The organism is Pseudomonas sp. 58(2021) (assembly GCF_017491585.1).
GTDB classification, from domain to species: Bacteria; Pseudomonadota; Gammaproteobacteria; order Pseudomonadales; family Pseudomonadaceae; genus Aquipseudomonas; species Aquipseudomonas fluorescens_BT.
Map to the genome: position 1 here is coordinate 38,715 of NZ_JAFGYZ010000001.1, position 20,249 is coordinate 58,963.

16 protein-coding genes and 1 tRNA gene are annotated in these 20,249 nt (G+C 59.5%); 14 read left to right on the forward strand and 3 right to left on the reverse strand.

What is annotated here, in order from left to right; all coding sequences use genetic code 11:
* Positions 1–62: 62 nt before the first annotated feature.
* The 7 genes from apaG (at position 63) to J5M72_RS00215 (ending at position 8,235) form a co-directional block, all read left to right on the forward strand.
* Entirely contained in the window at positions 63–443 is a 381-nt protein-coding gene (apaG, locus tag J5M72_RS00185; RefSeq protein ID WP_169432162.1) for a Co2+/Mg2+ efflux protein ApaG, read from the forward strand.
* Positions 443–1,324 carry a symmetrical bis(5'-nucleosyl)-tetraphosphatase gene (locus tag J5M72_RS00190; protein ID WP_207863702.1) on the forward strand — a complete coding sequence of 294 codons (882 nt, stop codon included), beginning with the start codon at positions 443–445 and terminating at the stop codon, positions 1,322–1,324. Before apaG ends, J5M72_RS00190 begins: the two co-directional genes overlap by 1 nt.
* A gap of 33 nt (positions 1,325–1,357) precedes the next feature.
* Positions 1,358–1,687 carry a thiosulfate sulfurtransferase GlpE gene (glpE, locus tag J5M72_RS00195; protein WP_007959911.1) on the forward strand — a complete coding sequence of 110 codons (330 nt, stop codon included), beginning with the start codon at positions 1,358–1,360 and terminating at the stop codon, positions 1,685–1,687.
* Between the two features lie 298 nt (positions 1,688–1,985).
* Positions 1,986–3,908 (forward strand): PrkA family serine protein kinase, encoded by a 1,923-nt coding sequence (locus tag J5M72_RS00200; RefSeq protein WP_064599839.1) that lies wholly within the window; start codon positions 1,986–1,988, stop codon positions 3,906–3,908.
* 203 nt (positions 3,909–4,111) lie between these two features.
* Positions 4,112–5,383 carry a YeaH/YhbH family protein gene (locus tag J5M72_RS00205; RefSeq protein ID WP_169432164.1) on the forward strand — a complete coding sequence of 424 codons (1,272 nt, stop codon included), beginning with the start codon at positions 4,112–4,114 and terminating at the stop codon, positions 5,381–5,383.
* Positions 5,380–6,942, forward strand: coding sequence for a SpoVR family protein (locus J5M72_RS00210; protein WP_169432165.1), 1,563 nt, complete (start codon positions 5,380–5,382; stop codon positions 6,940–6,942). The genes J5M72_RS00205 and J5M72_RS00210 overlap by 4 nt, the downstream gene beginning before the upstream one ends.
* Before the next feature lie 63 nt (positions 6,943–7,005).
* Positions 7,006–8,235, forward strand: coding sequence for a multifunctional CCA addition/repair protein (locus J5M72_RS00215; protein WP_207863703.1), 1,230 nt, complete (start codon positions 7,006–7,008; stop codon positions 8,233–8,235).
* Between the two features lie 41 nt (positions 8,236–8,276).
* Here the strand turns inward: J5M72_RS00215 and folK are convergent, their stop codons facing one another.
* Entirely contained in the window at positions 8,277–8,798 is a 522-nt protein-coding gene (gene folK / locus J5M72_RS00220; RefSeq protein WP_207863704.1) for a 2-amino-4-hydroxy-6-hydroxymethyldihydropteridine diphosphokinase, read from the reverse strand.
* Entirely contained in the window at positions 8,789–9,145 is a 357-nt protein-coding gene (gene folB / locus J5M72_RS00225) for a dihydroneopterin aldolase (protein ID WP_034155079.1), read from the reverse strand. Before folB ends, folK begins: the two co-directional genes overlap by 10 nt.
* Positions 9,146–9,219: 74 nt before the next feature.
* Here folB and plsY point away from each other — a divergent pair, with 74 nt between their 5' ends.
* Complete coding sequence (plsY, locus tag J5M72_RS00230) at positions 9,220–9,789, forward strand: glycerol-3-phosphate 1-O-acyltransferase PlsY (RefSeq protein WP_207863705.1); 570 nt, start codon at positions 9,220–9,222, stop codon at positions 9,787–9,789.
* Positions 9,790–9,809: 20 nt separating this feature from the next.
* Here plsY and tsaD read toward each other — a convergent pair whose 3' ends face one another.
* A complete protein-coding gene (gene tsaD / locus J5M72_RS00235) occupies positions 9,810–10,838 on the reverse strand; it encodes a tRNA (adenosine(37)-N6)-threonylcarbamoyltransferase complex transferase subunit TsaD (protein ID WP_207863706.1) in 1,029 nt (342 codons plus the stop codon).
* A gap of 199 nt (positions 10,839–11,037) precedes the next feature.
* On the opposite strand from tsaD, the gene rpsU reads away from it, so the two are divergent.
* The 6 genes from rpsU (at position 11,038) to J5M72_RS00265 (ending at position 20,104) form a co-directional block, all read left to right on the forward strand.
* The gene (gene rpsU, locus J5M72_RS00240; RefSeq protein ID WP_002551877.1) at positions 11,038–11,253 is read left to right on the forward strand and encodes a 30S ribosomal protein S21; all 216 of its coding nucleotides are present in this window, start codon (positions 11,038–11,040) and stop codon (positions 11,251–11,253) included.
* A 484-nt stretch (positions 11,254–11,737) separates the two neighbouring features.
* Positions 11,738–13,705 carry a DNA primase gene (dnaG, locus tag J5M72_RS00245; RefSeq protein WP_207863707.1) on the forward strand — a complete coding sequence of 656 codons (1,968 nt, stop codon included), beginning with the start codon at positions 11,738–11,740 and terminating at the stop codon, positions 13,703–13,705.
* A gap of 67 nt (positions 13,706–13,772) precedes the next feature.
* Positions 13,773–15,620 (forward strand): RNA polymerase sigma factor RpoD, encoded by a 1,848-nt coding sequence (gene rpoD, locus J5M72_RS00250; RefSeq protein ID WP_039768067.1) that lies wholly within the window; start codon positions 13,773–13,775, stop codon positions 15,618–15,620.
* A 127-nt stretch (positions 15,621–15,747) separates the two neighbouring features.
* Positions 15,748–19,494, forward strand: a complete 3,747-nt coding sequence (locus tag J5M72_RS00255; protein WP_207863708.1) for an EAL domain-containing protein — start codon at positions 15,748–15,750, stop codon at positions 19,492–19,494.
* Between the two features lie 15 nt (positions 19,495–19,509).
* Positions 19,510–19,586 (forward strand) — tRNA-Ile (locus J5M72_RS00260).
* Between the two features lie 56 nt (positions 19,587–19,642).
* Positions 19,643–20,104 carry an Lrp/AsnC family transcriptional regulator gene (locus J5M72_RS00265; RefSeq protein ID WP_169432172.1) on the forward strand — a complete coding sequence of 154 codons (462 nt, stop codon included), beginning with the start codon at positions 19,643–19,645 and terminating at the stop codon, positions 20,102–20,104.
* Positions 20,105–20,249 lie beyond the last annotated feature (145 nt).

A 20,249-nucleotide genomic window follows, 5' to 3' on the forward strand; every position in this document is an offset into this window, starting at 1 on the left:
CTTGCCTAGACTCAACCCACCGGCGACACCCCGCGTCTCGCTTAGTCCTTAAGGCCTCTTGCATGTCCGATCCTCGTTATCAGGTCGATGTCAGCGTCGTTACTCACTATCTGGCAGACCAATCGCAACCCGAGCACGACCGCTTCGCCTTCGCCTACACCATCACCGTGCAGAACAATGGCGAACAACCGGCCCGACTGATGTCCCGGCATTGGGTAATCACTGATGGCGACGGGCATGTCGAAGAAGTGCGCGGCGCCGGTGTGGTAGGCCAGCAACCGCTCATCGATGCGGGAAAAAGCCACACTTACAGCAGCGGTACGGTCATGACCACCAAGGTCGGCACCATGCAGGGCAGCTATGAAATGGTCGCCAGTGACGGCAAGCATTTCGATGCGATCATCAAACCCTTCCGCCTCGCCGTGCCCGGAGCCCTGCACTGATGGCGACGTATGCCGTCGGCGACCTGCAGGGCTGCCTGGAACCGCTCAAGTGCCTGCTCAGGCAGGTCGCGTTCGACCCGGCGGTGGATCGGCTGTGGCTGGTGGGCGATCTGGTCAACCGCGGCCCGCAATCGCTGGAAACCCTGCGCTTTCTGTATGGCATGCGCGATTCGCTGGTCTGCGTGCTCGGCAACCACGACCTGCACCTGCTGGCAGCGGAGAAGAACATCGAGCGCATGAAGAAGTCCGACACGCTGCGTGAAATCCTTGAAGCACCGGACTGCGCCGATCTGATGGAGTGGCTGCGCCAACAGAAACTCATGCATTACGACGAACAGCGCGAGGTGGCCATGGTGCATGCGGGCATCCCACCACAATGGTCGCTGCGCAAAGCGCTCAAATACGCTGAAGAAGTCGAGACCGCATTGCGTGACGATAACCTGCTGCCCCTCTTCCTGGACGGCATGTACGGCAACGAACCGGCGAAGTGGGACAGCGAACTCAAAGGCGTGGCCCGCCTGCGGGTCATCACCAACTACTTCACGCGCATGCGCTTCTGCACCGCCGAAGGCAAGCTCGACCTCAAGAGCAAGGAAGGTCTGGACACCGCGCCACCGGGCTACAAGCCGTGGTTCCAGCACAAGGAACGCAAGACCCGCGGCCTGCGGATCATTTTCGGCCACTGGGCGGCGCTTGAAGGCGACGTCCACGAGCCAGGCATTTCAGCCCTCGACACCGGTTGCGTGTGGGGCGGCAGCCTGACCCTGATGAACGTGGACAGCTTTGAACGGCTGTCGTGCAAATGCGACGAACACGGCGGCGCCCTGCCTCCCGTCGCACCACCGATCACCGAAACTTCGCCAGTCAGCGCCCCGCGTTAGACTGTGCCTTCAGCCGTGCCACAGGAACCCGCCATGAGCGAATTCAAACGAATCCCCCCGGAACAGGCCCAGGCCCTGCGCGAGCAAGGTGCCGTAGTGGTCGACGTCCGCGATCCAGCCACATTTGCTGCGCTGCACATCAGCGGCTCGAAGCATCTGGACAATCATTCCCTGCATGCCTTCATCCAGGGGGCCGACCTCGACGCACCGACCGTCGTGGTCTGCTACCACGGCAACTCGAGCCAGGGCGCCGCGGCTTATCTCGTCAGTCAGGGCTTCTCCGACGTCTACAGCATGGACGGCGGCTTCGAACTGTGGCGTACGACTTTTCCTTCGGAAACCGCGCAAGGCACCTCCGAATAATTTTTTTGTAGCGTGCGAGGCCCCGGCTTCCGTGGGCTCGCGCGGTGGCAGACGAACGGTCTGCCACACATTATTACGTATCTCGCCTTTACCTCCCGAATTCCCAACTATCCTTAAGCCCAGGCCATCCAAAACAGGGGAGAGCCGGTACACCGGCGCACGGGTCATCGGGAGTGACTTTCGCGGTTGTCGATCGCGAAAGGGTTCTGGGGGGTAAACAACAGCTGCCATCGCGGCTGCTTGCCAGCATCGACTGAGTGATCCGGCGTCGGCTCCACGTATCGAGCGAGGTGACGTCATGAGTATCTTTAGCCACTTCCAACAACGCTTCGAGTCCACACGCCAGGAAGAATTCTCGCTGCAGGAATACCTGGAACTGTGCAAAAAGGATCGCAGCGCCTACGTTTCCGCCGCCGAGCGTCTGTTAATGGCTATCGGCGAACCGGAGCTGCTCGACACCTCGACCAACTCGAGGCTGTCGCGAATCTTCTCCAACAAGGTGATCCGCCGCTATCCGGCCTTTGAAGACTTCCACGGGATGGAAGAATGCATCGACCAGATCGTGTCGTATTTCCGCCATGCCGCCCAGGGACTCGAGGAGAAGAAACAGATCCTCTACCTGCTCGGCCCTGTCGGTGGCGGTAAATCGTCCCTGGCCGAGAAGCTGAAGCAACTCATGGAAAAAGTGCCCTTCTACGCCATCAAGGGCTCACCGGTATTCGAGTCCCCGCTGGGTCTGTTCAACGCCACCGAAGATGGCGCGATCCTCGAAGAGGACTTCGGCATTCCCCGGCGCTACCTGAACACCATCATGTCGCCATGGGCCACCAAGCGCCTGGCCGAATTCGGTGGCGACATCAGCCAGTTCCGCGTGGTCAAGCTGTACCCGTCGATCCTTAACCAGATCGCCGTGGCCAAGACCGAACCGGGCGACGAGAACAACCAGGACATCTCCGCGCTGGTGGGCAAGGTCGATATCCGCAAACTTGAAGAATTCCCGCAGAACGATGCCGACGCCTACAGCTACTCCGGTGCGCTGTGCCGGGCCAACCAGGGCCTGATGGAATTCGTCGAAATGTTCAAGGCACCGATCAAGGTGCTCCACCCATTGCTGACCGCCACTCAGGAAGGCAACTACAACAGTACCGAAGGCCTCGGCGCGATTCCGTTCACCGGGATCCTGCTGGCCCACTCCAACGAATCGGAGTGGCACACCTTCCGCAACAACAAGAATAACGAAGCCTTCATCGACCGGATCTACATCGTCAAGGTGCCGTACTGCCTGCGGGTCAGCGACGAAGTGAAGATCTACGACAAGCTGCTGTTCAACAGTTCTCTGTCCAAGGCTCATTGCGCGCCGGACACCCTGAAGATGCTGGCGCAGTTCACCGTACTGTCACGCCTGAAGGAGCCGGAAAACTCCAACATCTATTCGAAGATGCGCGTGTATGACGGCGAAAACCTCAAGGACACCGATCCGAAGGCCAAGTCGATCCAGGAATACCGCGACGCAGCAGGTGTCGACGAAGGCATGAACGGACTGTCGACCCGCTTCGCGTTCAAGATCCTGTCCAAGGTCTTCAACTTCGATCCCCATGAAATCGCCGCCAACCCGGTACACCTGCTCTATGTACTGGAACAGCAGATCGAACAGGAACAGTTCCAGGCCGAGACCCGCGAACGCTATCTGCGTTACCTGAAAGAGTACCTGGCACCGCGTTATATCGAGTTCATCGGCAAGGAGATCCAGACCGCCTACCTCGAGTCCTACAGCGAGTACGGCCAGAACATCTTCGACCGCTACGTGCTGTATGCGGACTTCTGGATTCAGGATCAGGAATACCGCGATCCGGAAACCGGCGAGATCCTCAACCGCGTCGCCCTCAACGAGGAACTGGAAAAAATCGAGAAACCGGCCGGCATCAGCAATCCGAAGGATTTCCGCAACGAAATCGTCAACTTCGTATTGCGCGCACGGGCCAACAACAACGGCAAGAACCCGACCTGGCTCAGCTACGAAAAACTGCGGGTGGTCATCGAGAAGAAAATGTTCTCGAACACCGAGGACCTGCTGCCGGTCATCAGCTTCAATGCCAAGGCCAGCAAAGAGGATCAACAGAAACACAACGACTTCGTTACACGAATGGTCGAGCGCGGCTACACCGACAAACAGGTACGACTGCTTTCCGAGTGGTATCTGCGGGTCAGAAAATCACAGTAAACCGCGGCCGGTCAGACCGGTTGTCGTCAGCCCGAGGTCTGTGCACGCATTTTCTGCTACACAGGCCTCTGGAAGGTGTTCAAAAGGCGTTAGCAAGGTTCAGGCAGCACCCAAAGCGCTTGGGGGAGCGTTTGCGTCCCCAGTCTTCGGTTAAATGCTGCATGACCGCTCGCCCTTTGCAGGACAGCTTCTAAGGAGCAGTCATGAGTTATGTGATCGACCGACGTCTCAATGGCAAGAACAAGAGCACGGTGAACCGTCAGCGCTTCCTGCGGCGTTACCGTGACCACATCAAGAAGGCTGTCGAAGAGGCGGTCAGCCGGCGTTCCATTACCGATATGGAGCACGGCGAGCAGATCAGCATTCCCGGTCGCGATATCGACGAACCGGTGCTTCACCATGGTCGCGGCGGCAAGCAGACCGTGGTTCATCCCGGCAACAAGGAATTCACCGCAGGCGAACACATTGCGCGTCCTCCGGGAGGTGGCGGAGGCCGCGGACCGGGCAAGGCCGGCAACTCCGGGGAAGGCATGGATGAATTCGTCTTCCAGATCACCCAGGAAGAATTCCTCGAGTTCATGTTCGAAGACCTTGAACTGCCGAACCTGGTCAAACGCAATCTGACCGGTACCGATACCTTCAAGACTGTGCGTGCCGGGATCAGCAATGAAGGCAATCCGTCCCGGATCAACATCATCCGCACCCTGCGCTCGGCCCATGCCCGACGAATCGCGCTGTCCGGCAGCAGTCGCGCCAAACTGCGCGAGGCCAAGGAAGAGCTGGCGCGCCTGAAACGCGAAGAACCGGACAATTTCGGCGACATTCAAGACCTGGAAGCGGAAATAGAGAAACTCAGCGCGCGCATTCATCGCGTGCCCTTCCTCGACACCTTCGACCTCAAGTACAACCTGCTGATCAAGCAGCCAAACCCCAGCTCCAAGGCCGTGATGTTCTGCCTGATGGACGTTTCCGGCTCCATGACCCAGGCGACCAAGGACATCGCCAAACGCTTTTTCATCCTGCTGTACCTGTTCCTGAAGCGCAACTACGACAAGATCGACGTCGTGTTCATTCGCCACCACACCAGCGCCAGGGAAGTGGACGAAGAAGAGTTTTTCTATTCCCGGGAAACCGGCGGCACCATCGTCTCCAGCGCCCTGAAACTGATGCAGGAGATCATGGCCGAGCGCTACCCGAGCAACGAATGGAACATCTACGCGGCCCAGGCTTCCGACGGCGACAACTGGAACGACGATTCGCCGATCTGCCGTGACATCCTGATCAACCAGATCATGCCGTTCGTGCAGTACTACACTTACGTAGAGATCACCCCGCGCGAACATCAGGCCCTGTGGTACGAATACGAACGCATCGCCGAAGCCTTTTCCGACACTTTTGCCCAGCAGCAGCTGGTCTCGGCCGGAGATATCTATCCGGTCTTCCGTGAACTCTTCCAGCGCAGGTTAGTGACATGACCGCCAAAGAGCAGAAGCGCCAACCGATATCCACCGGCTCCGAATGGACATTCGAGCTGATCCAGGCCTACGACCGCGAAATCGCCAGGATCGCGGCCGGCTACGCCCTGGACACCTATCCCAACCAGATCGAAGTGATCACCGCCGAACAGATGATGGACGCCTATGCTTCGGTCGGCATGCCGCTGGGCTATCACCACTGGTCCTACGGCAAACACTTCCTCAGTACCGAGAAATCCTATAGCCGCGGGCAGATGGGGCTCGCCTACGAGATCGTGATCAACTCGGACCCGTGCATCGCTTATCTGATGGAAGAGAACACCATCTGCATGCAGGCACTGGTCGTGGCCCACGCCTGTTATGGCCACAACAGCTTCTTCAAGGGCAATTACCTGTTCCGCACCTGGACCGATGCCAGTTCGATCATCGACTATCTGGTGTTCGCCAAGCAGTACATCATGCAGTGCGAAGAGCGCCACGGCATCGACGCGGTAGAGGACCTGCTCGACTCCTGCCATGCCTTGATGAACTACGGCGTCGACCGCTACAAACGCCCATACCCGATTTCCGCCGAGGAAGAGCGGCGTCGGCAGAAGGACCGTGAAGAGCATCTGCAGAAACAGATCAACGACCTGTGGCGCACCATTCCAAAAGGCGCGGACAAGTTCAGCGACAAGGACAACGCACGCTTCCCGGCCGAGCCCCAGGAAAACATCCTGTACTTCATCGAGAAACACGCGCCGCTGCTGGAGCCGTGGCAACGGGAAATCGTGCGGATCGTGCGCAAGATCGCCCAATATTTCTATCCACAGCGCCAGACCCAGGTGATGAACGAAGGCTGGGCGACTTTCTGGCACTACACGCTGATGAACGACCTTTACGACGAAGGGCTGGTCACCGACGGTTTCATGATGGAATTCCTGACGTCCCACACCAGCGTGGTATTCCAGCCGGGATTCGACAGCCCCTACTACAACGGCATCAACCCCTATGCCCTGGGTTTTGCGATGTACCGCGATATTCGGCGCATGTGCGAAGAGCCTACGGAGGAAGACCGCCGCTGGTTCCCGGAAATCGCCGGCAGCGACTGGCTGTCGACCATCAAGTTCGCCATGAGCAGCTTCAAGGATGAGAGTTTCATCCTGCAGTACCTGTCGCCGAAGGTGATCCGCGACCTGAAGCTGTTCAGCATCCTCGATGACGACCAGAAAGACGATCTGCTGGTACCCGCCATTCATGACGAGGGCGGTTACCGGATCATTCGCGAAACGCTTGCTGCGCAATACAACCTGGGCAACCGCGAGCCGAACGTGCAGATCTACAGTATCGACCGACGCGGCGACCGCTCACTGACCCTGCGTCACCAGCAGCACGACCGAAAACCGCTGGGCGATTCCACCGAAGAGGTACTCAAACATCTGCATCGTTTATGGGGTTTCGACATTCATCTGGAAACCCTGCAGGGCGACCAGATCATGAAAACCCACCACGTTCCACCCCGCAGCGAACACGGTGAAGGGGATTACGGTCGGCTCGATCTGGCTGTCATTCATCTTTGATCCCGTTCTGGCCTCCGAAAGTCCGGCGCAAGGGTTATCCTGTCGGGCCAACGGAGGTTTTTTATGCAGATTTACAAGGTCGGCGGCGCAGTACGTGATCGCCTGCTGGGCAAACCGGTCACCGATATCGATTGGGTGGTGGTCGGTGCCACCACCGAAGAAATGCTCGCCAAGGGCTTTCGCCCGGTAGGTGCGGATTTCCCTGTCTTTCTTCACCCGAAAAGCGGTGAGGAGTACGCCCTGGCCCGCACCGAGCGCAAAAGCGGTCGCGGTTATGGCGGCTTCACCTTTCACGCCAGCCCCGAGGTCACGCTTGAAGAAGACCTGATCCGCCGCGACCTTACGATCAATGCCATGGCCGAAGACGATCAGCAGAACCTGACCGATCCCTTCCACGGCCAGCGCGATCTCGCAGACCGGGTTCTGCGTCATGTTTCCCCCGCTTTCGCCGAAGATCCGCTGCGAGTCCTGCGTGTTGCGCGCTTTGCCGCCCGTTATGCGGGAATGGGTTTTACGGTGGCCCCCGAAACGATGGACCTGATGCGCCAGCTCAGTGAGTCCGGCGAACTCGAAGCGTTGACTGCCGAGCGTAGCTGGAAAGAGATTTCCCGTGCCTTGATGGAAGACCAGCCTCAGATTTTCATTCAGGTATTGCGTGATTGCGGCGCCCTGAAGGTGCTGATGCCAGAGGTCGATGCATTATTCGGGATCCCGCAACCGGAAGTTCATCACCCGGAAATCGACAGCGGTATTCACACACTGAGCGTGCTTGAGCAAGCCGCCCTGCACAAACAACCACTGACGGTACGCTGGGCCTGCCTGCTGCACGATCTCGGCAAGGGCCTGACCCCGGAAGAGCAATGGCCGCGGCACATCGCCCACGAACACAAGGGCTTGAAGCTGATCACGGCCGTGAATGAACGCTTCAAGGCGCCGAAGGACTGCCAGGAACTGGCTCTTCTGGTCGGTCAGTACCACACCCACGGCCATCGCGCGCTGGAACTGAAGGCTTCGACCTTGCTGGAGTTGCTGCAAAGTTTTGATGTTTATCGTCGACCGCAGCGCTTCGAAGCATTCATCGTGGCGTGCGAGATGGACGCCCGGGGACGCAAAGGACTTGAACAGCGAAGTTACCCACAGGCGGATTACCTGCGCGGCGCCGCCAGCGCTGCCCGGGCCGTTGCGGTTCAACCGTTGCTGGAAAAGGGTTTCAAAGGCCCGGAACTGGGCGAAGCACTCAAGCGTGAAAGGCTCAAGGCGTTGAAGGCTTACAAGGAGTCAGCGTCTTCTTGAGAACATCTGATGCCATCGCGCACCGGTCGCGATGGCGTCAGTCAGTTCAATAAATCCGAAGGGGTGAGTTGAATACCGCGCCATTCAAATCCGACCGGTGCCAGTACCTGATCGATCTGCGCCTCGGACCACAAGGTGGCAAAGCTTTTTCCCACCCCAGGATGTACCCGATCCGGCGCAATCAGCGACAGCGGCCACAACACAAAAGCATTTTTCAGAATCTCGGCCCGAGGCAGGATCAGCCCGTCGAAATTGCCGGCCAGCTCGCCGTACAGCAGGACATCGATGTCCAGCGGCAATCCCTTGCGATCCGGGGCGTAGCGACCGTTATCCGCCTCGATGAATTTCAGCCGGCGATCCAGCTCCATCAGGGGCAGATCGGTGTAGGCCGAGACCACAAAGTTGAAGAACGGCCCACTCTTGATCCCCACCGGCTGGCTTTCGAACACCGCCGAACAGCGGATATCCACCAGAAAACCGTCCAGGGCATCCAGACCTGCGCGCAGATGGGTTTCGCGCTCGATATTGCTACCGAGCCCGAGATAGACCTGAGTCAGCGACATCCGCGCTCGATCTCCACACCGACACCACCCTTGGCGGCTGGAACCGCGCCAGGCTTGGTCAGCTTCAGGCGCACCCAGGTGATCTTGAATTCGTTCATCAGCACTTCGACCAGGCGCTCGGCGAAGGTTTCGACCAACTGGAACTGAGCCTGCTCGGCAAAAGCCTGGATCCGCGTGGAAACACTGGCGTAATCGAGCGCCAGGGTCAGGTCGTCACCGGCTGCGGCCGGACGGTTGTCCCAGGCGAAGCTCAGATCAAGACGCAGGCACTGTCGGATGCCGCGCTCCCAGTCGTAGGCACCGATCACGGTGTCGACTTCCAGGCCCTCGATAAACACTCTGTCCAAGCACTTCTCTCCACTGCACGACAAGGGCGCAATGCGCCGTTAGAATCAGGGCGTCCTCGCCCGGAATAGTTAGCATGTTTTGGTTACTGGCGATCCTCGCCTACCTGCTCGGCTCTCTGTCCTTCGCCATTTTGCTCAGCCGCCTGACCGGAAATCCGGACCCGCGAATGAGTGGCTCGGGTAATGCCGGTGCCACCAACATGCTGCGCCTGGCCGGCCGCAAACTCGCGATCCTGACCCTGCTGGGCGATCTGTGCAAAGGCCTGCTGCCGGTGCTGATCGCTTCGGCATCGGGCCTCTCGCTGCAGGATCAGGCGTGGATCGGCGTCTTTGCCGTGATCGGTCACCTGTTCCCGCTGTACTTCCGCTTTCGCGGTGGCAAGGGCGTCGCCACGGCCGCCGGCATGCTGCTGGGCCTGTATCCGCCTGCCGCTCTGCTGGCCGTGTGTGCCTGGCTGCTGACGTTCTACCTGACCCGCACCAGCTCGCTGGCGGCCCTGATCGCCACGCCCCTGACCCTGCCATTGCTGGCCTGGCAGGAACCGGCGGCGCTGTTGCCGATGAGCACGCTCACGCTGCTGATCGTCTGGCGTCACCGGGGCAATCTACGCGACCTGTTTGCCGGGCGCGAACGGCATTTTTAAATAGCACACGTGAGCGTCGCTCATCCCAGCGCCGACAATTGCTCCATCGGCCAGCGCGCCTGCACGCTGATCGCCAGGCTTTCCTGCTGGCCGGCCTGCAAACGCTGGCAACCGGCGAACGCAATCATCGCGCCGTTATCGGTACAGAATTCGGGGCGGGCGTAGAACACATCGCCCTTCATGTCGCCGAGCATTTTCTCGAGCGAAACCCGCAACGCCTTGTTGGCACTCACGCCACCGGCGATCACCAGACGCTTCATGCCGGCCTGTTTCAGCGCACGCTTGCACTTGATGGTCAAAGTCTCCACCACGGCCTGCTGGAACGCCAGCGCGATGTCGCAACGGGCTTGCTCGCTGTCGTCCCCGGCGCTGACGCATTGCTGCCAGGTGTTGAGGGCGAAGGTCTTCAGACCGCTGAAGCTGAAATCCAGGCCCGGGCGATCACACATCGGACGCGGGAAAGTGAAACGTCCTGCGACGCCCTTCTCCGCCAGCTTGGCGATTTCCGGCCCGCCCGGATAATTGAGGCCCATCATCTTCGCAGTCTTGTCGAAGGCTTCGCCTGCAGCATCATCGAGAGTCTCGCCAAGCAGGCTGTACTGGCCGATACCATCGACCTGAACCAACTGCGTATGACCACCGGACACCAATAAAGCGACGAACGGAAACTCCGGCGGTTTTGGCTCCAGCATCGGCGCCAGCAAGTGGCCTTCCATGTGGTGCACGCCGAGTGCCGGAATGCCCCAGGCAAATGCCAGCGCCTGGGCGCAGGAAGCCCCGACCAACAAAGCCCCGACCAGGCCGGGACCCGCGGTATAGGCGATGGCGTCGATCTCGGTCGGCACGCAGTCAGCCTCTGCCAACACCTGACGGATCAAGGGCAGCATGCGCTTGACGTGATCGCGCGATGCCAGCTCCGGCACGACGCCGCCGTAGACGCGGTGCAGGTCGATCTGGCTGAACAGTGCGTCGGCCAGCAGGCCGCGCTCACTGTCGTATAAAGCGACGCCGGTTTCGTCGCAGGAAGTTTCTAATCCCAGTACTAGCATGGGTTTGCGCCTTGTTTAGGCTGAATTCGAAGGCGCGCATAATAGTCGCCACTGGATGCCCCGACCAGCGGTTTTCGATCAGAGGCTTTGCATTCCGAGCGTTGAGGGGTTAACATCCGCAACCCTTAAAAACCGACGTCTTCAAGTGCTCTTTTGCCGCGAGGATGTTGACCCCGGTAATGAATGAAGGTAGCTCTGGATGCCAGCCGTCAAAGTTAAAGAGAACGAACCCTTCGACGTAGCTCTGCGTCGTTTCAAGCGCTCCTGCGAAAAAGCCGGTGTACTGGCTGAAGTTCGTAGCCGCGAATTTTACGAGAAGCCAACTTCCGAGCGTAAGCGCAAGGCAGCAGCCGCTGTCAAGCGTCACGCCAAGAAAGTTCAGCGCGAACAGCGCCGCGCCGTTCGTCTGTACTAATACACAGACGATCGTAGCAAGCTTCTGCCAAGCCCGGCCCTCAGCCGGGCTAATGGCATTTGCGTAAAACGCTTGATGCTTCACCGTCGAAGCCGCACACGCGACCGAGACAAATCCGCTTCACCGCGTCAGGCCTGGCTCTTTTGCCAGCGGTGCACGTCTTTTCTGACGAGCCTTTCAAGGCTACTGACGAGCACACCCACTGATTCCTCTTACGACGATCAGCCCAAGGCACCTGCTTGCGTGCCCGCTTTATTGAGCTATCCGAGGCCATCAACCGGCCGTCAGCGGATTCAGCGCAACACTTTCAAATAGTCGAAGACTGATAGGTACTAACGTCAGTGGATTTTCGGCAGATACACTTCCCGACAGCGATTACGCAGACGACACCGGTCGAGCCGCACTCTTCGTGCGCTTTCAAGCATGACCCGCGTCCGGCCGCCCTTCGCATCGGACTCATTACAGCGCAGACGACGAGAACGCCATGGCCGGGCTGATTCCCCAGAGCTTCATTGACGACCTGCTGAACCGCACCGACATCGTCGACGTGGTCAGCTCGCGCGTGCAATTGAAGAAGGCCGGCAAGAACTACACCGCCTGCTGCCCGTTCCACAAAGAGAAAACCCCGTCGTTCAGCGTCAGCCCCGACAAGCAGTTCTATTACTGCTTCGGCTGCGGCGCAGGTGGCAACGCTCTCGGTTTTCTCATGGATCACGACAACCTGGACTTCCCCCAGGCCGTCGAGGATCTGGCCAAAGCCGCCGGCATGGAAGTGCCGCGCGAAGAAGGCGGCCGCTCGCACAAACCGCGCCAGCCGACCGACTCACCGCTGTACCCGCTACTCAGCGCCGCCGCCGACTTTTATCGGCAGGCGCTCAAGAGCCATCCGGCACGCAAGGCGGCAGTGGATTACCTCAAGGGTCGTGGCCTGACTGGCGAGATCGCCCGGGACTTCGGCCTCGGCTTCGCTCCCCCGGGCTGGGACAATCTGTACAAGCACCTGAGCAGCGACACCCTGCAGCAGAAAGCCATGATCGATGCCGGCCTGCTGATCGAGAACGCCGAAACAGGCAAGCGCTATGACCGCTTCCGTGATCGCGTGATGTTCCCGATCCGCGACACTCGCGGGCGCATCATCGCCTTTGGCGGCCGGGTCCTCGGCGACGACAAGCCGAAATACCTGAACTCGCCGGAAACCCCGGTATTCCATAAAGGCCAGGAACTCTACGGCCTGTATGAAGCCCGCAAGAACAACCGCAACCTCGACGAAATCATCGTCGTCGAGGGCTACATGGACGTCATCGCTCTGGCCCAGCAAGGCCTGCGCAATGCCGTCGCGACGCTGGGTACAGCCACCAGCGAAGAGCACCTGAAGCGTCTTTTTCGCGTAGTGCCGAACGTCTTGTTCTGCTTCGACGGCGACCAGGCCGGCCGCAACGCCGCATGGCGCGCACTGGAAGCGACACTGAGCAGCCTGCAGGACGGTCGCCGCGCACGGTTCCTGTTCCTGCCCGAAGGCGAGGACCCGGACACCCTGATCCGCGCCGAAGGCACAGACGCCTTCCGTGCGCGGATCAATCAGCACGCGCAACCCCTGGCAGACTACTTCTTCCAGCAACTGACCGAAGAGGCCGACCCACGTTCGCTCGAAGGCAAGGCGCATATGGCGACGCTTGCCGCACCGCTGATCGATAAAGTGCCGGGGGCCAATCTGCGGATTCTGATGCGCCAGCGCCTGACCGAAATCACCGGCCTGAGCAGCGAGACCGTCAGCCAGCTGGCTCAGAGCGCGCCGCAGGAAGCGCCGCCCGCCTACGATCCGGGCATCGATTATGACGCGATGCCGGACTTCAGCGACTACCATCAGCCGCAGGCACAGGACATGTATGTGCCGCAGCAGGAATGGACCCCGAAAAAACCCGGCGCCGGCGGCAAGAAATGGGACAAAAAAACCTGGGACAAGAACGGCAAGCGTGGCGGTGATCGCGATCAACCGCGCGCACCAAGAGTACCGGCCCCGGTCGAGCCACCGATCATGGCCGCCCTGCGAACGGTGATCCATCACCCGCAACTGGCGCTGAAGGTCGAGACGGCCAGCCATTTCGCGGATGAAGACAATACCAATACCCAACTGCTGGTGGCCTCACTGGAAGCCGTGCAAAAGAATCCTCAGCTAAACTCTTTTCAGTTGATCTCGCGATGGCATGGCACCGAACAAGGTCGATTGCTGACCCGCCTGGCAGAAAAGGAGTGGTTGATCAACGGAGAAAACCTTGAACAACAGTTTTTCGACACCATAACTAGCTTGTCAGCCCGCCAGCGCGAGCGAAAGCTGGAACAACTTCTCAGGAAATCACGTCAAAGCGATCTGAGCACCGAAGAAAAATCTTTGCTGCTCGAATTGCTCAAACGGGATGTTCCTGCACCAAACCCGACCTCAACTGGCGCGTGAGGTCATAGCTCAGGTATAATCCTCGGCTTGTTTTTTGCCCGCCAAGACCTTCAGTGGATAGGGTGTTATGTCCGGAAAAGCGCAACAGCAGTCTCGTATTATTGAGTTGATCAAACTGGGTCGTGAGCAGAAGTATCTGACTTACGCCGAGGTCAACGACCACCTGCCCGAGGATATTTCAGATCCGGAGCAGGTGGAAGACATCATCCGCATGATTAACGACATGGGGATCCCCGTACACGAGAGTGCTCCGGATGCGGACGCCCTTATGTTGGCCGACGCCGATACCGACGAGGCCGCTGCGGAAGAAGCAGCCGCTGCGTTGGCGGCGGTGGAGACCGATATCGGTCGCACCACTGACCCAGTGCGCATGTACATGCGTGAAATGGGTACGGTCGAGCTTCTGACTCGTGAAGGCGAAATCGAAATCGCCAAACGTATCGAAGAGGGCATCCGTGAGGTGATGAGCGCAATCGCGCACTTCCCCGGCACGGTTGACCACATTCTCTCCGAGTACACTCGGGTCACCACCGAAGGTGGTCGCCTGTCCGACGTTCTGAGCGGTTACATCGACCCGGACGACGGCATTGCGCCGCCTGCCGCCGAAGTGCCGCCGCCGATCGACGCGAAAGCGGCGAAAGCCGAAGAATCCGACGACGATGACGATGCCGAAGCTTCCGATGACGAAGAAGAAGCCGAAAGCGGTCCGGATCCGGTCATTGCCGCACAGCGCTTCGGTGCTGTCGCCGATCAGATGGAAATCACCCGCAAGGCCCTGAAAAAGCACGGTCGTCACAACAAGGCGGCGATTGCCGAACTGTTGGCGCTGGCCGAGCTGTTCATGCCGATCAAACTGGTGCCGAAGCAATTCGAAGCCCTGGTCGAGCGTGTTCGCAGCGCCCTGGATCGTCTGCGTCAACAAGAGCGTGCGATCATGCAACTGTGCGTACGTGATGCACGTATGCCGCGCGCCGACTTCCTGCGTCAGTTCCCGGGCAACGAAGTCGACGAAAGCTGGTCCGACGCCCTGGCCAAAGGCAAGAGCAAGTACGCCGAAGCCATTGCCCGCGTGCAACCGGACATCATCCGTTGCCAGCAGAAGCTGACCGCGCTGGAAACCGAGACCGGCCTGACCATCGCCGAGATCAAGGACATCAACCGTCGCATGTCGATCGGTGAGGCGAAAGCCCGCCGTGCGAAGAAAGAGATGGTTGAAGCGAACTTGCGTCTGGTGATTTCCATCGCCAAGAAGTACACCAACCGTGGCCTGCAATTCCTCGATCTGATCCAGGAAGGCAACATCGGTCTCATGAAAGCGGTGGACAAGTTCGAATACCGTCGTGGTTACAAGTTCTCGACTTATGCCACCTGGTGGATCCGTCAGGCGATCACTCGCTCGATCGCCGACCAGGCCCGCACCATTCGTATTCCGGTGCACATGATCGAGACGATCAACAAGCTCAACCGTATTTCCCGCCAGATGCTGCAGGAAATGGGTCGCGAGCCGACCCCGGAAGAGCTGGGCGAGCGCATGGAGATGCCTGAGGACAAGATCCGCAAGGTATTGAAGATCGCCAAGGAACCGATCTCCATGGAAACCCCGATCGGTGATGACGAAGACTCTCATCTGGGTGACTTCATCGAAGACTCGACCATGCAGTCGCCAATCGATGTCGCCACTGTCGAGAGCCTGAAAGAAGCGACTCGCGAAGTACTGTCCGGCCTGACTGCCCGTGAAGCCAAGGTCCTGCGCATGCGTTTCGGTATCGACATGAACACCGACCATACGCTCGAAGAAGTCGGCAAACAGTTTGACGTGACCCGTGAACGGATCCGTCAGATCGAAGCCAAGGCGCTGCGCAAGCTGCGCCACCCGACGCGAAGCGAACACCTGCGTTCGTTCCTCGACGAGTGATACCAGAACCCCCGGCCCAGGCCGGGGGTTTTGTTTTTCAGGGCATATTAAATACCTCGCACTCCCCCCCCCTCGCGCACAGCCCGTCTACACTCGAAACATTCCCCCGAGCCATAACGAGACCGTTATGCCCAGACTGGCGTCCGTGCTCTTTTTGCTGTCACTGATGATCTGGACCGCAACGGCTGACGCGCTGACTCTGACCGACGAAGAACGTAGCTGGCTGGCGGCTCACCCGGATTTGCGCCTGGGTGTCGATGCTTCGTGGCCGCCATTCGAGTTTCGCGACGACCAGAACCGCTATCAGGGCCTGGCCGCGGACTATATCGACGTGATCCGCCAACGCCTGGCCATCAAACTTACGCCCGTCGAACCCTCAAGTTGGACAGCCGTGCTCGAACAGGCCAAAAACGGCACGATCGATCTGCTGCCGGGCATCATGTCCACCCCGGAACGTCAGAACTATCTGGCATTCACTCGCCCTTACCTGGACTTTCCGATCGTCATCCTCGCCCACGTCGGCGGTCCACAACCGCGCAAGATCGAGGAGCTGTATGGGCTGAAGATCGCGGTCGTCGAAAACTACGCCCCCCATGAGCTTCTGCGTACCCATCATCCCGATCTGAATCTGGTGGCCATGCCCAATGTCAGCTCGGCGTTGCAGGCCCTGGCCACCGATGAGGTGGACGCGGTGGTCGGCGACCTCGCCTCCAGTGTCTGGAGCCTGCGCCAGCTCAAGCTCGACGGGCTGTATGTCAGCGGCGAAACCCCTTATCGCTATCAATTGGCAATGGGGGTTCCCCGCGACAGCAAAATGCTGGTGGGCATTCTGGACAAAGTCCTGGCCGACATGTCCCCTGAGCAGATCAGCAGCATCCAGGAACACTGGGTGGGCAACGTCCTCGATCATCGGACATTCTGGTCGGATCTGCTGGTCTATGGCCTGCCAGGCCTGTTGCTGCTGGTGGTCGTGCTGGCGGTGGTGATCCGTATCAACCGCCGCCTGAGCTCGGAAATCGCTCGACGTATCGACCTTGAACAGGAACTGCGCAGCAGTGAATACCACTATCGCGGCCTGGTGGAGAGTCTGTCGGCCATTGCATGGGAGGCACGGATCAGCGATTTCACCTACAGCTACGTGTCGCCCCACGCCGAGGATCTGCTCGGCTACCCCCTGTCGCACTGGCTGATCCCGGGTTTCTGGCGCAACATCATCCATCCCGCCGACCTGACCCGCGCGCAGAGCTTCTGCGATCACGAAGTTCTCGCCGGACGGGATCACAGCCTTGACTATCGAGTGATCACCGCCGATGGCCGTTGCCTGTGGGTGCGCGACATTGTCAGCCTGATCGAGCATGGCCACGAGCCGGTGATGCGCGGCCTGATGATCGATATCAGTGAAACCAAGCGTACCGAAGAGGCCCTGCGCCTGTCGGAGCAGAAGTTCGCCTCCGTGTTCCAGCAATGCCCGGATATTCTGGTCATCGCCCGGCTGTCCGACGGCTGCCTGCTGGAGGTCAACGAAGCCTTTGAAGAGCAGATCGGACTGAGAGCCGAAGAAGTCATCGGCCAGACCGCCACCGAACTCAATATCTGGGGCATTCCCGGCGTGGGTCCCGGCCTGCTGCAACGCCTGCAGGCCGGCAGCATTCGCAACCTGGAGATGCCCTTTCGTCGCAACAATGGGCAGGTGTTCACCGGGCTGATTTCCGCCGAACCGTTCGAACTCGACACGACACCGGCACTGGTCGTCGTGGTGCGCGACATCACGCAGCTCAAGGAAACCCAACAGCAGTTGCAAACCTCCGAAGAAAAGTTCGCCAAGGCCTTTCACGCCTCGCCGGACGGCCTGCTGCTGTCACGCCAGAGTGATGGTCTGTTGCTGGAGGTCAATGAAGGTTTCAGCCGCATCACCGGTTTCAACAGCGCCATGTCGGTGGACCGTTCGGCACTGGATCTGGGGATCTGGGTCAATCTCAACGAACGCAAACAGATGCTCGACCTGCTGCACCGTGACGGTTTCGTTCGTGACTTCACCTGCCACATCCGCCGCAGCGACGGGCAAATCCGCCTCTGCGAAGTGTCCAGCCGTCCGCTGCCGATCGGCGACGAAGACTGCATGCTGACCATTGCCCGCGACATCACTGAACGCCACCTGATGCAGGAAAAATTGCAACAGGCCGCAACCGTCTTCGAAAGCACCGCCGAGGGCGTGCTGATTACCGACACCCAGCAGCACATCAGCGCGGTGAACCGCGCATTCACGGAAATTACCGGCTACAGCGAAAGCGAAGCGCTAGGCCATACCCCACGCCTGTTGGCTTCCGGGCTGCATGACAGCGCATTTTATGCGGCGATGTGGCACCAGTTGACCGACGAAGGCCACTGGCAAGGCGAAATCTCCAACCGGCGCAAGAATGGCGAGTTGTACCCCAGCTGGCTGACCATCAGCGCCGTGCGCAACCGCGACCGGTTCATCACTCACTTCGTCGCGGTGTTTGCCGATATTTCCAGCCTCAAGCACGCTCAGGCCAAACTCGATTACCAGGCCCACCATGACCCGCTGACCGGTCTGCCAAACCGGACACTGTTCGAAAGCCGCCTGTTGATGGCGCTGAACAGTCAGCAGGAAAACGACAGCCTGGGCGCGGTGTTGTTTCTCGATCTCGATCGTTTCAAGCACATCAACGACAGTCTCGGCCATCCGGTCGGCGACCTGCTGCTCAAAGGCATCGCCGTGCGCCTCAAGGAACAGCTTCGCGATATCGACACGGTGGCGCGGCTGGGCGGCGATGAATTCATCATCCTGCTACCGGGCCTGCAACAGGCCGGTGATGCAGACAACATTGCCACCAAACTGCTGAATTGCTTCGCCGCACCGTTTCAAGCCGGCGAGCATGAGTTCTTCATCAGCGCCAGCATCGGCACCAGCCTCTATCCCCGCGACGGCTGCGACGTCGCCACCCTGATCAAGAACGCCGACGCGGCGATGTATCGCTCCAAGGCCAAGGGTCGTAATCGCGTCGAAAGCTACACCCGGGACCTCACCGCCCAGGCCAGCGAGCGGGTGGCGCTGGAACATGAATTGCGCCGGGCCATCGAGCGGGAAGAGCTGTACCTCTACTACCAACCGAAAATCAGCCTCGACGATCACAGTCTGGTCGGGGCCGAAGCCCTGATCCGCTGGCGTCACCCGACCTTCGGCGAGGTGCCGCCGGAGCATTTCATCCCACTGGCGGAAGAGAACGGCATGATTCTGCAAATCGGCGACTGGGTGCTGGAAACCGCCTGTCGGCAAATGTTCGAATGGGGACAGATCTATGAATCCCTGGGCCCGTTGTCGGTCAACCTCGCCGGCGCGCAACTGCGCCAGCCGAACCTGTTGGGGCGCATCGAACAGCTGCTCAAGGACAACCGCCTGAGGCCGGATTTACTGCAACTGGAAATTACCGAAAACTTCATCATGAGCCAGGCCGAAGAGGCGCTGGCAGTGTTGCACCAACTCAAACACCTCGGCGTGCAACTGGCCATCGACGATTTCGGCACCGGTTATTCCTCGCTGAGTTACCTCAAGCGCCTGCCGCTGGATATCCTCAAGATCGACCAGTCTTTCGTCCGCGGCCTGCCCGACGATCCGCACGACGCGGCAATTGTCCGCGCCATCATCGCCCTGGGCCGCAGCATGCAATTCACCGTGATCGCCGAAGGCGTGGAAACCCAGGCCCAACAACAATTCCTCACCGCCGAGGGCTGCGAACAGATCCAGGGCTACATCGTCAGCCTGCCGCTGCCACCCGAAGAGTTCGCCGCGACGTTTCTTCGTATAGCCGTATCAGATTTTTCGGATAGCACAGCCGAGAAACCGTCGCTATAATCCGCGGCCTACTGAGGGCCTATAGCTCAGTTGGTTAGAGCAGAGGACTCATAATCCTTTGGTCCACGGTTCAAGTCCGTGTGGGCCCACCAAACATCAAAAAGCCGCACATATGTGCGGCTTTTTCGTATCTGCGTGGAGAAGTCCCTTGTCCGACATCCGCCCACCCGTGCTAGATGAAATCGACCGCCAGTTGATTGCCGCCCTGCAGATCAATGCCCGCGAAAGCGTGGCGATGCTGGCCAGGCAACTGGGGATCGCCCGCACGACCGTGACTTCGCGACTGGCACGACTAGAAAAGGCCAAAGTCATCACTGGCTACGGCGTGCGTCTGGGCCAGCGTGTCGTGGATGGCGGGTTGCAGGCCTATGTCGGGATCAAGGTGCAGCCGCGCTCCGGCAAAGAGGTGCTGCGACGGTTGAGTGCGATGGCCCAGGTGCAACAGCTGTGTGCGGTGAGTGGCGAATTTGATTACGTGGCGTGGCTGCGTACCGACTCGCCAGAACAGCTGGATCAACTGCTGGATCAGATCGGCAGCGTAGACGGCGTGGACAAGACCACGACCTCGATCATCCTCAGCAGCAAAATCGATCGCGGGCATCCAGTCTGACCACCATTGTCGTCATATTGCAGCAGCAACACTCAAATCGACGACACTTTGCGTCTTATTAACGTGTTCTACGCTCCCTAGAATGGCTGGCATCTTTTCCTATACTCAGACGCGCATCCGGCGTCGGGTCGCCAGCAAGGTCAGC

Bases quoted from the DNA above. Each gene is read 5' to 3' on its own strand.
- apaG (WP_169432162.1), top strand. From the start codon at position 63: ATGTCCGATCCTCGTTATCAGGTCGATGTCAGCGTCGTTACTCACTAT.
- plsY (WP_207863705.1), top strand. From the start codon at position 9,220: ATGTTTTGGTTACTGGCGATCCTCGCCTACCTGCTCGGCTCTCTGTCC.
- glpE (WP_007959911.1), top strand. From the start codon at position 1,358: ATGAGCGAATTCAAACGAATCCCCCCGGAACAGGCCCAGGCCCTGCGC.
- rpoD (WP_039768067.1), top strand. From the start codon at position 13,773: ATGTCCGGAAAAGCGCAACAGCAGTCTCGTATTATTGAGTTGATCAAA.
- J5M72_RS00190 (WP_207863702.1), top strand. From the start codon at position 443: ATGGCGACGTATGCCGTCGGCGACCTGCAGGGCTGCCTGGAACCGCTC.
- J5M72_RS00210 (WP_169432165.1), top strand. From the start codon at position 5,380: ATGACCGCCAAAGAGCAGAAGCGCCAACCGATATCCACCGGCTCCGAA.
- J5M72_RS00200 (WP_064599839.1), top strand. From the start codon at position 1,986: ATGAGTATCTTTAGCCACTTCCAACAACGCTTCGAGTCCACACGCCAG.
- tsaD (WP_207863706.1), bottom strand. From the start codon at position 10,838: ATGCTAGTACTGGGATTAGAAACTTCCTGCGACGAAACCGGCGTCGCT.
- folK (WP_207863704.1), bottom strand. From the start codon at position 8,798: ATGTCGCTGACTCAGGTCTATCTCGGGCTCGGTAGCAATATCGAGCGC.
- J5M72_RS00205 (WP_169432164.1), top strand. From the start codon at position 4,112: ATGAGTTATGTGATCGACCGACGTCTCAATGGCAAGAACAAGAGCACG.
- dnaG (WP_207863707.1), top strand. From the start codon at position 11,738: ATGGCCGGGCTGATTCCCCAGAGCTTCATTGACGACCTGCTGAACCGC.
- rpsU (WP_002551877.1), top strand. From the start codon at position 11,038: ATGCCAGCCGTCAAAGTTAAAGAGAACGAACCCTTCGACGTAGCTCTG.
- J5M72_RS00215 (WP_207863703.1), top strand. From the start codon at position 7,006: ATGCAGATTTACAAGGTCGGCGGCGCAGTACGTGATCGCCTGCTGGGC.
- J5M72_RS00255 (WP_207863708.1), top strand. From the start codon at position 15,748: ATGCCCAGACTGGCGTCCGTGCTCTTTTTGCTGTCACTGATGATCTGG.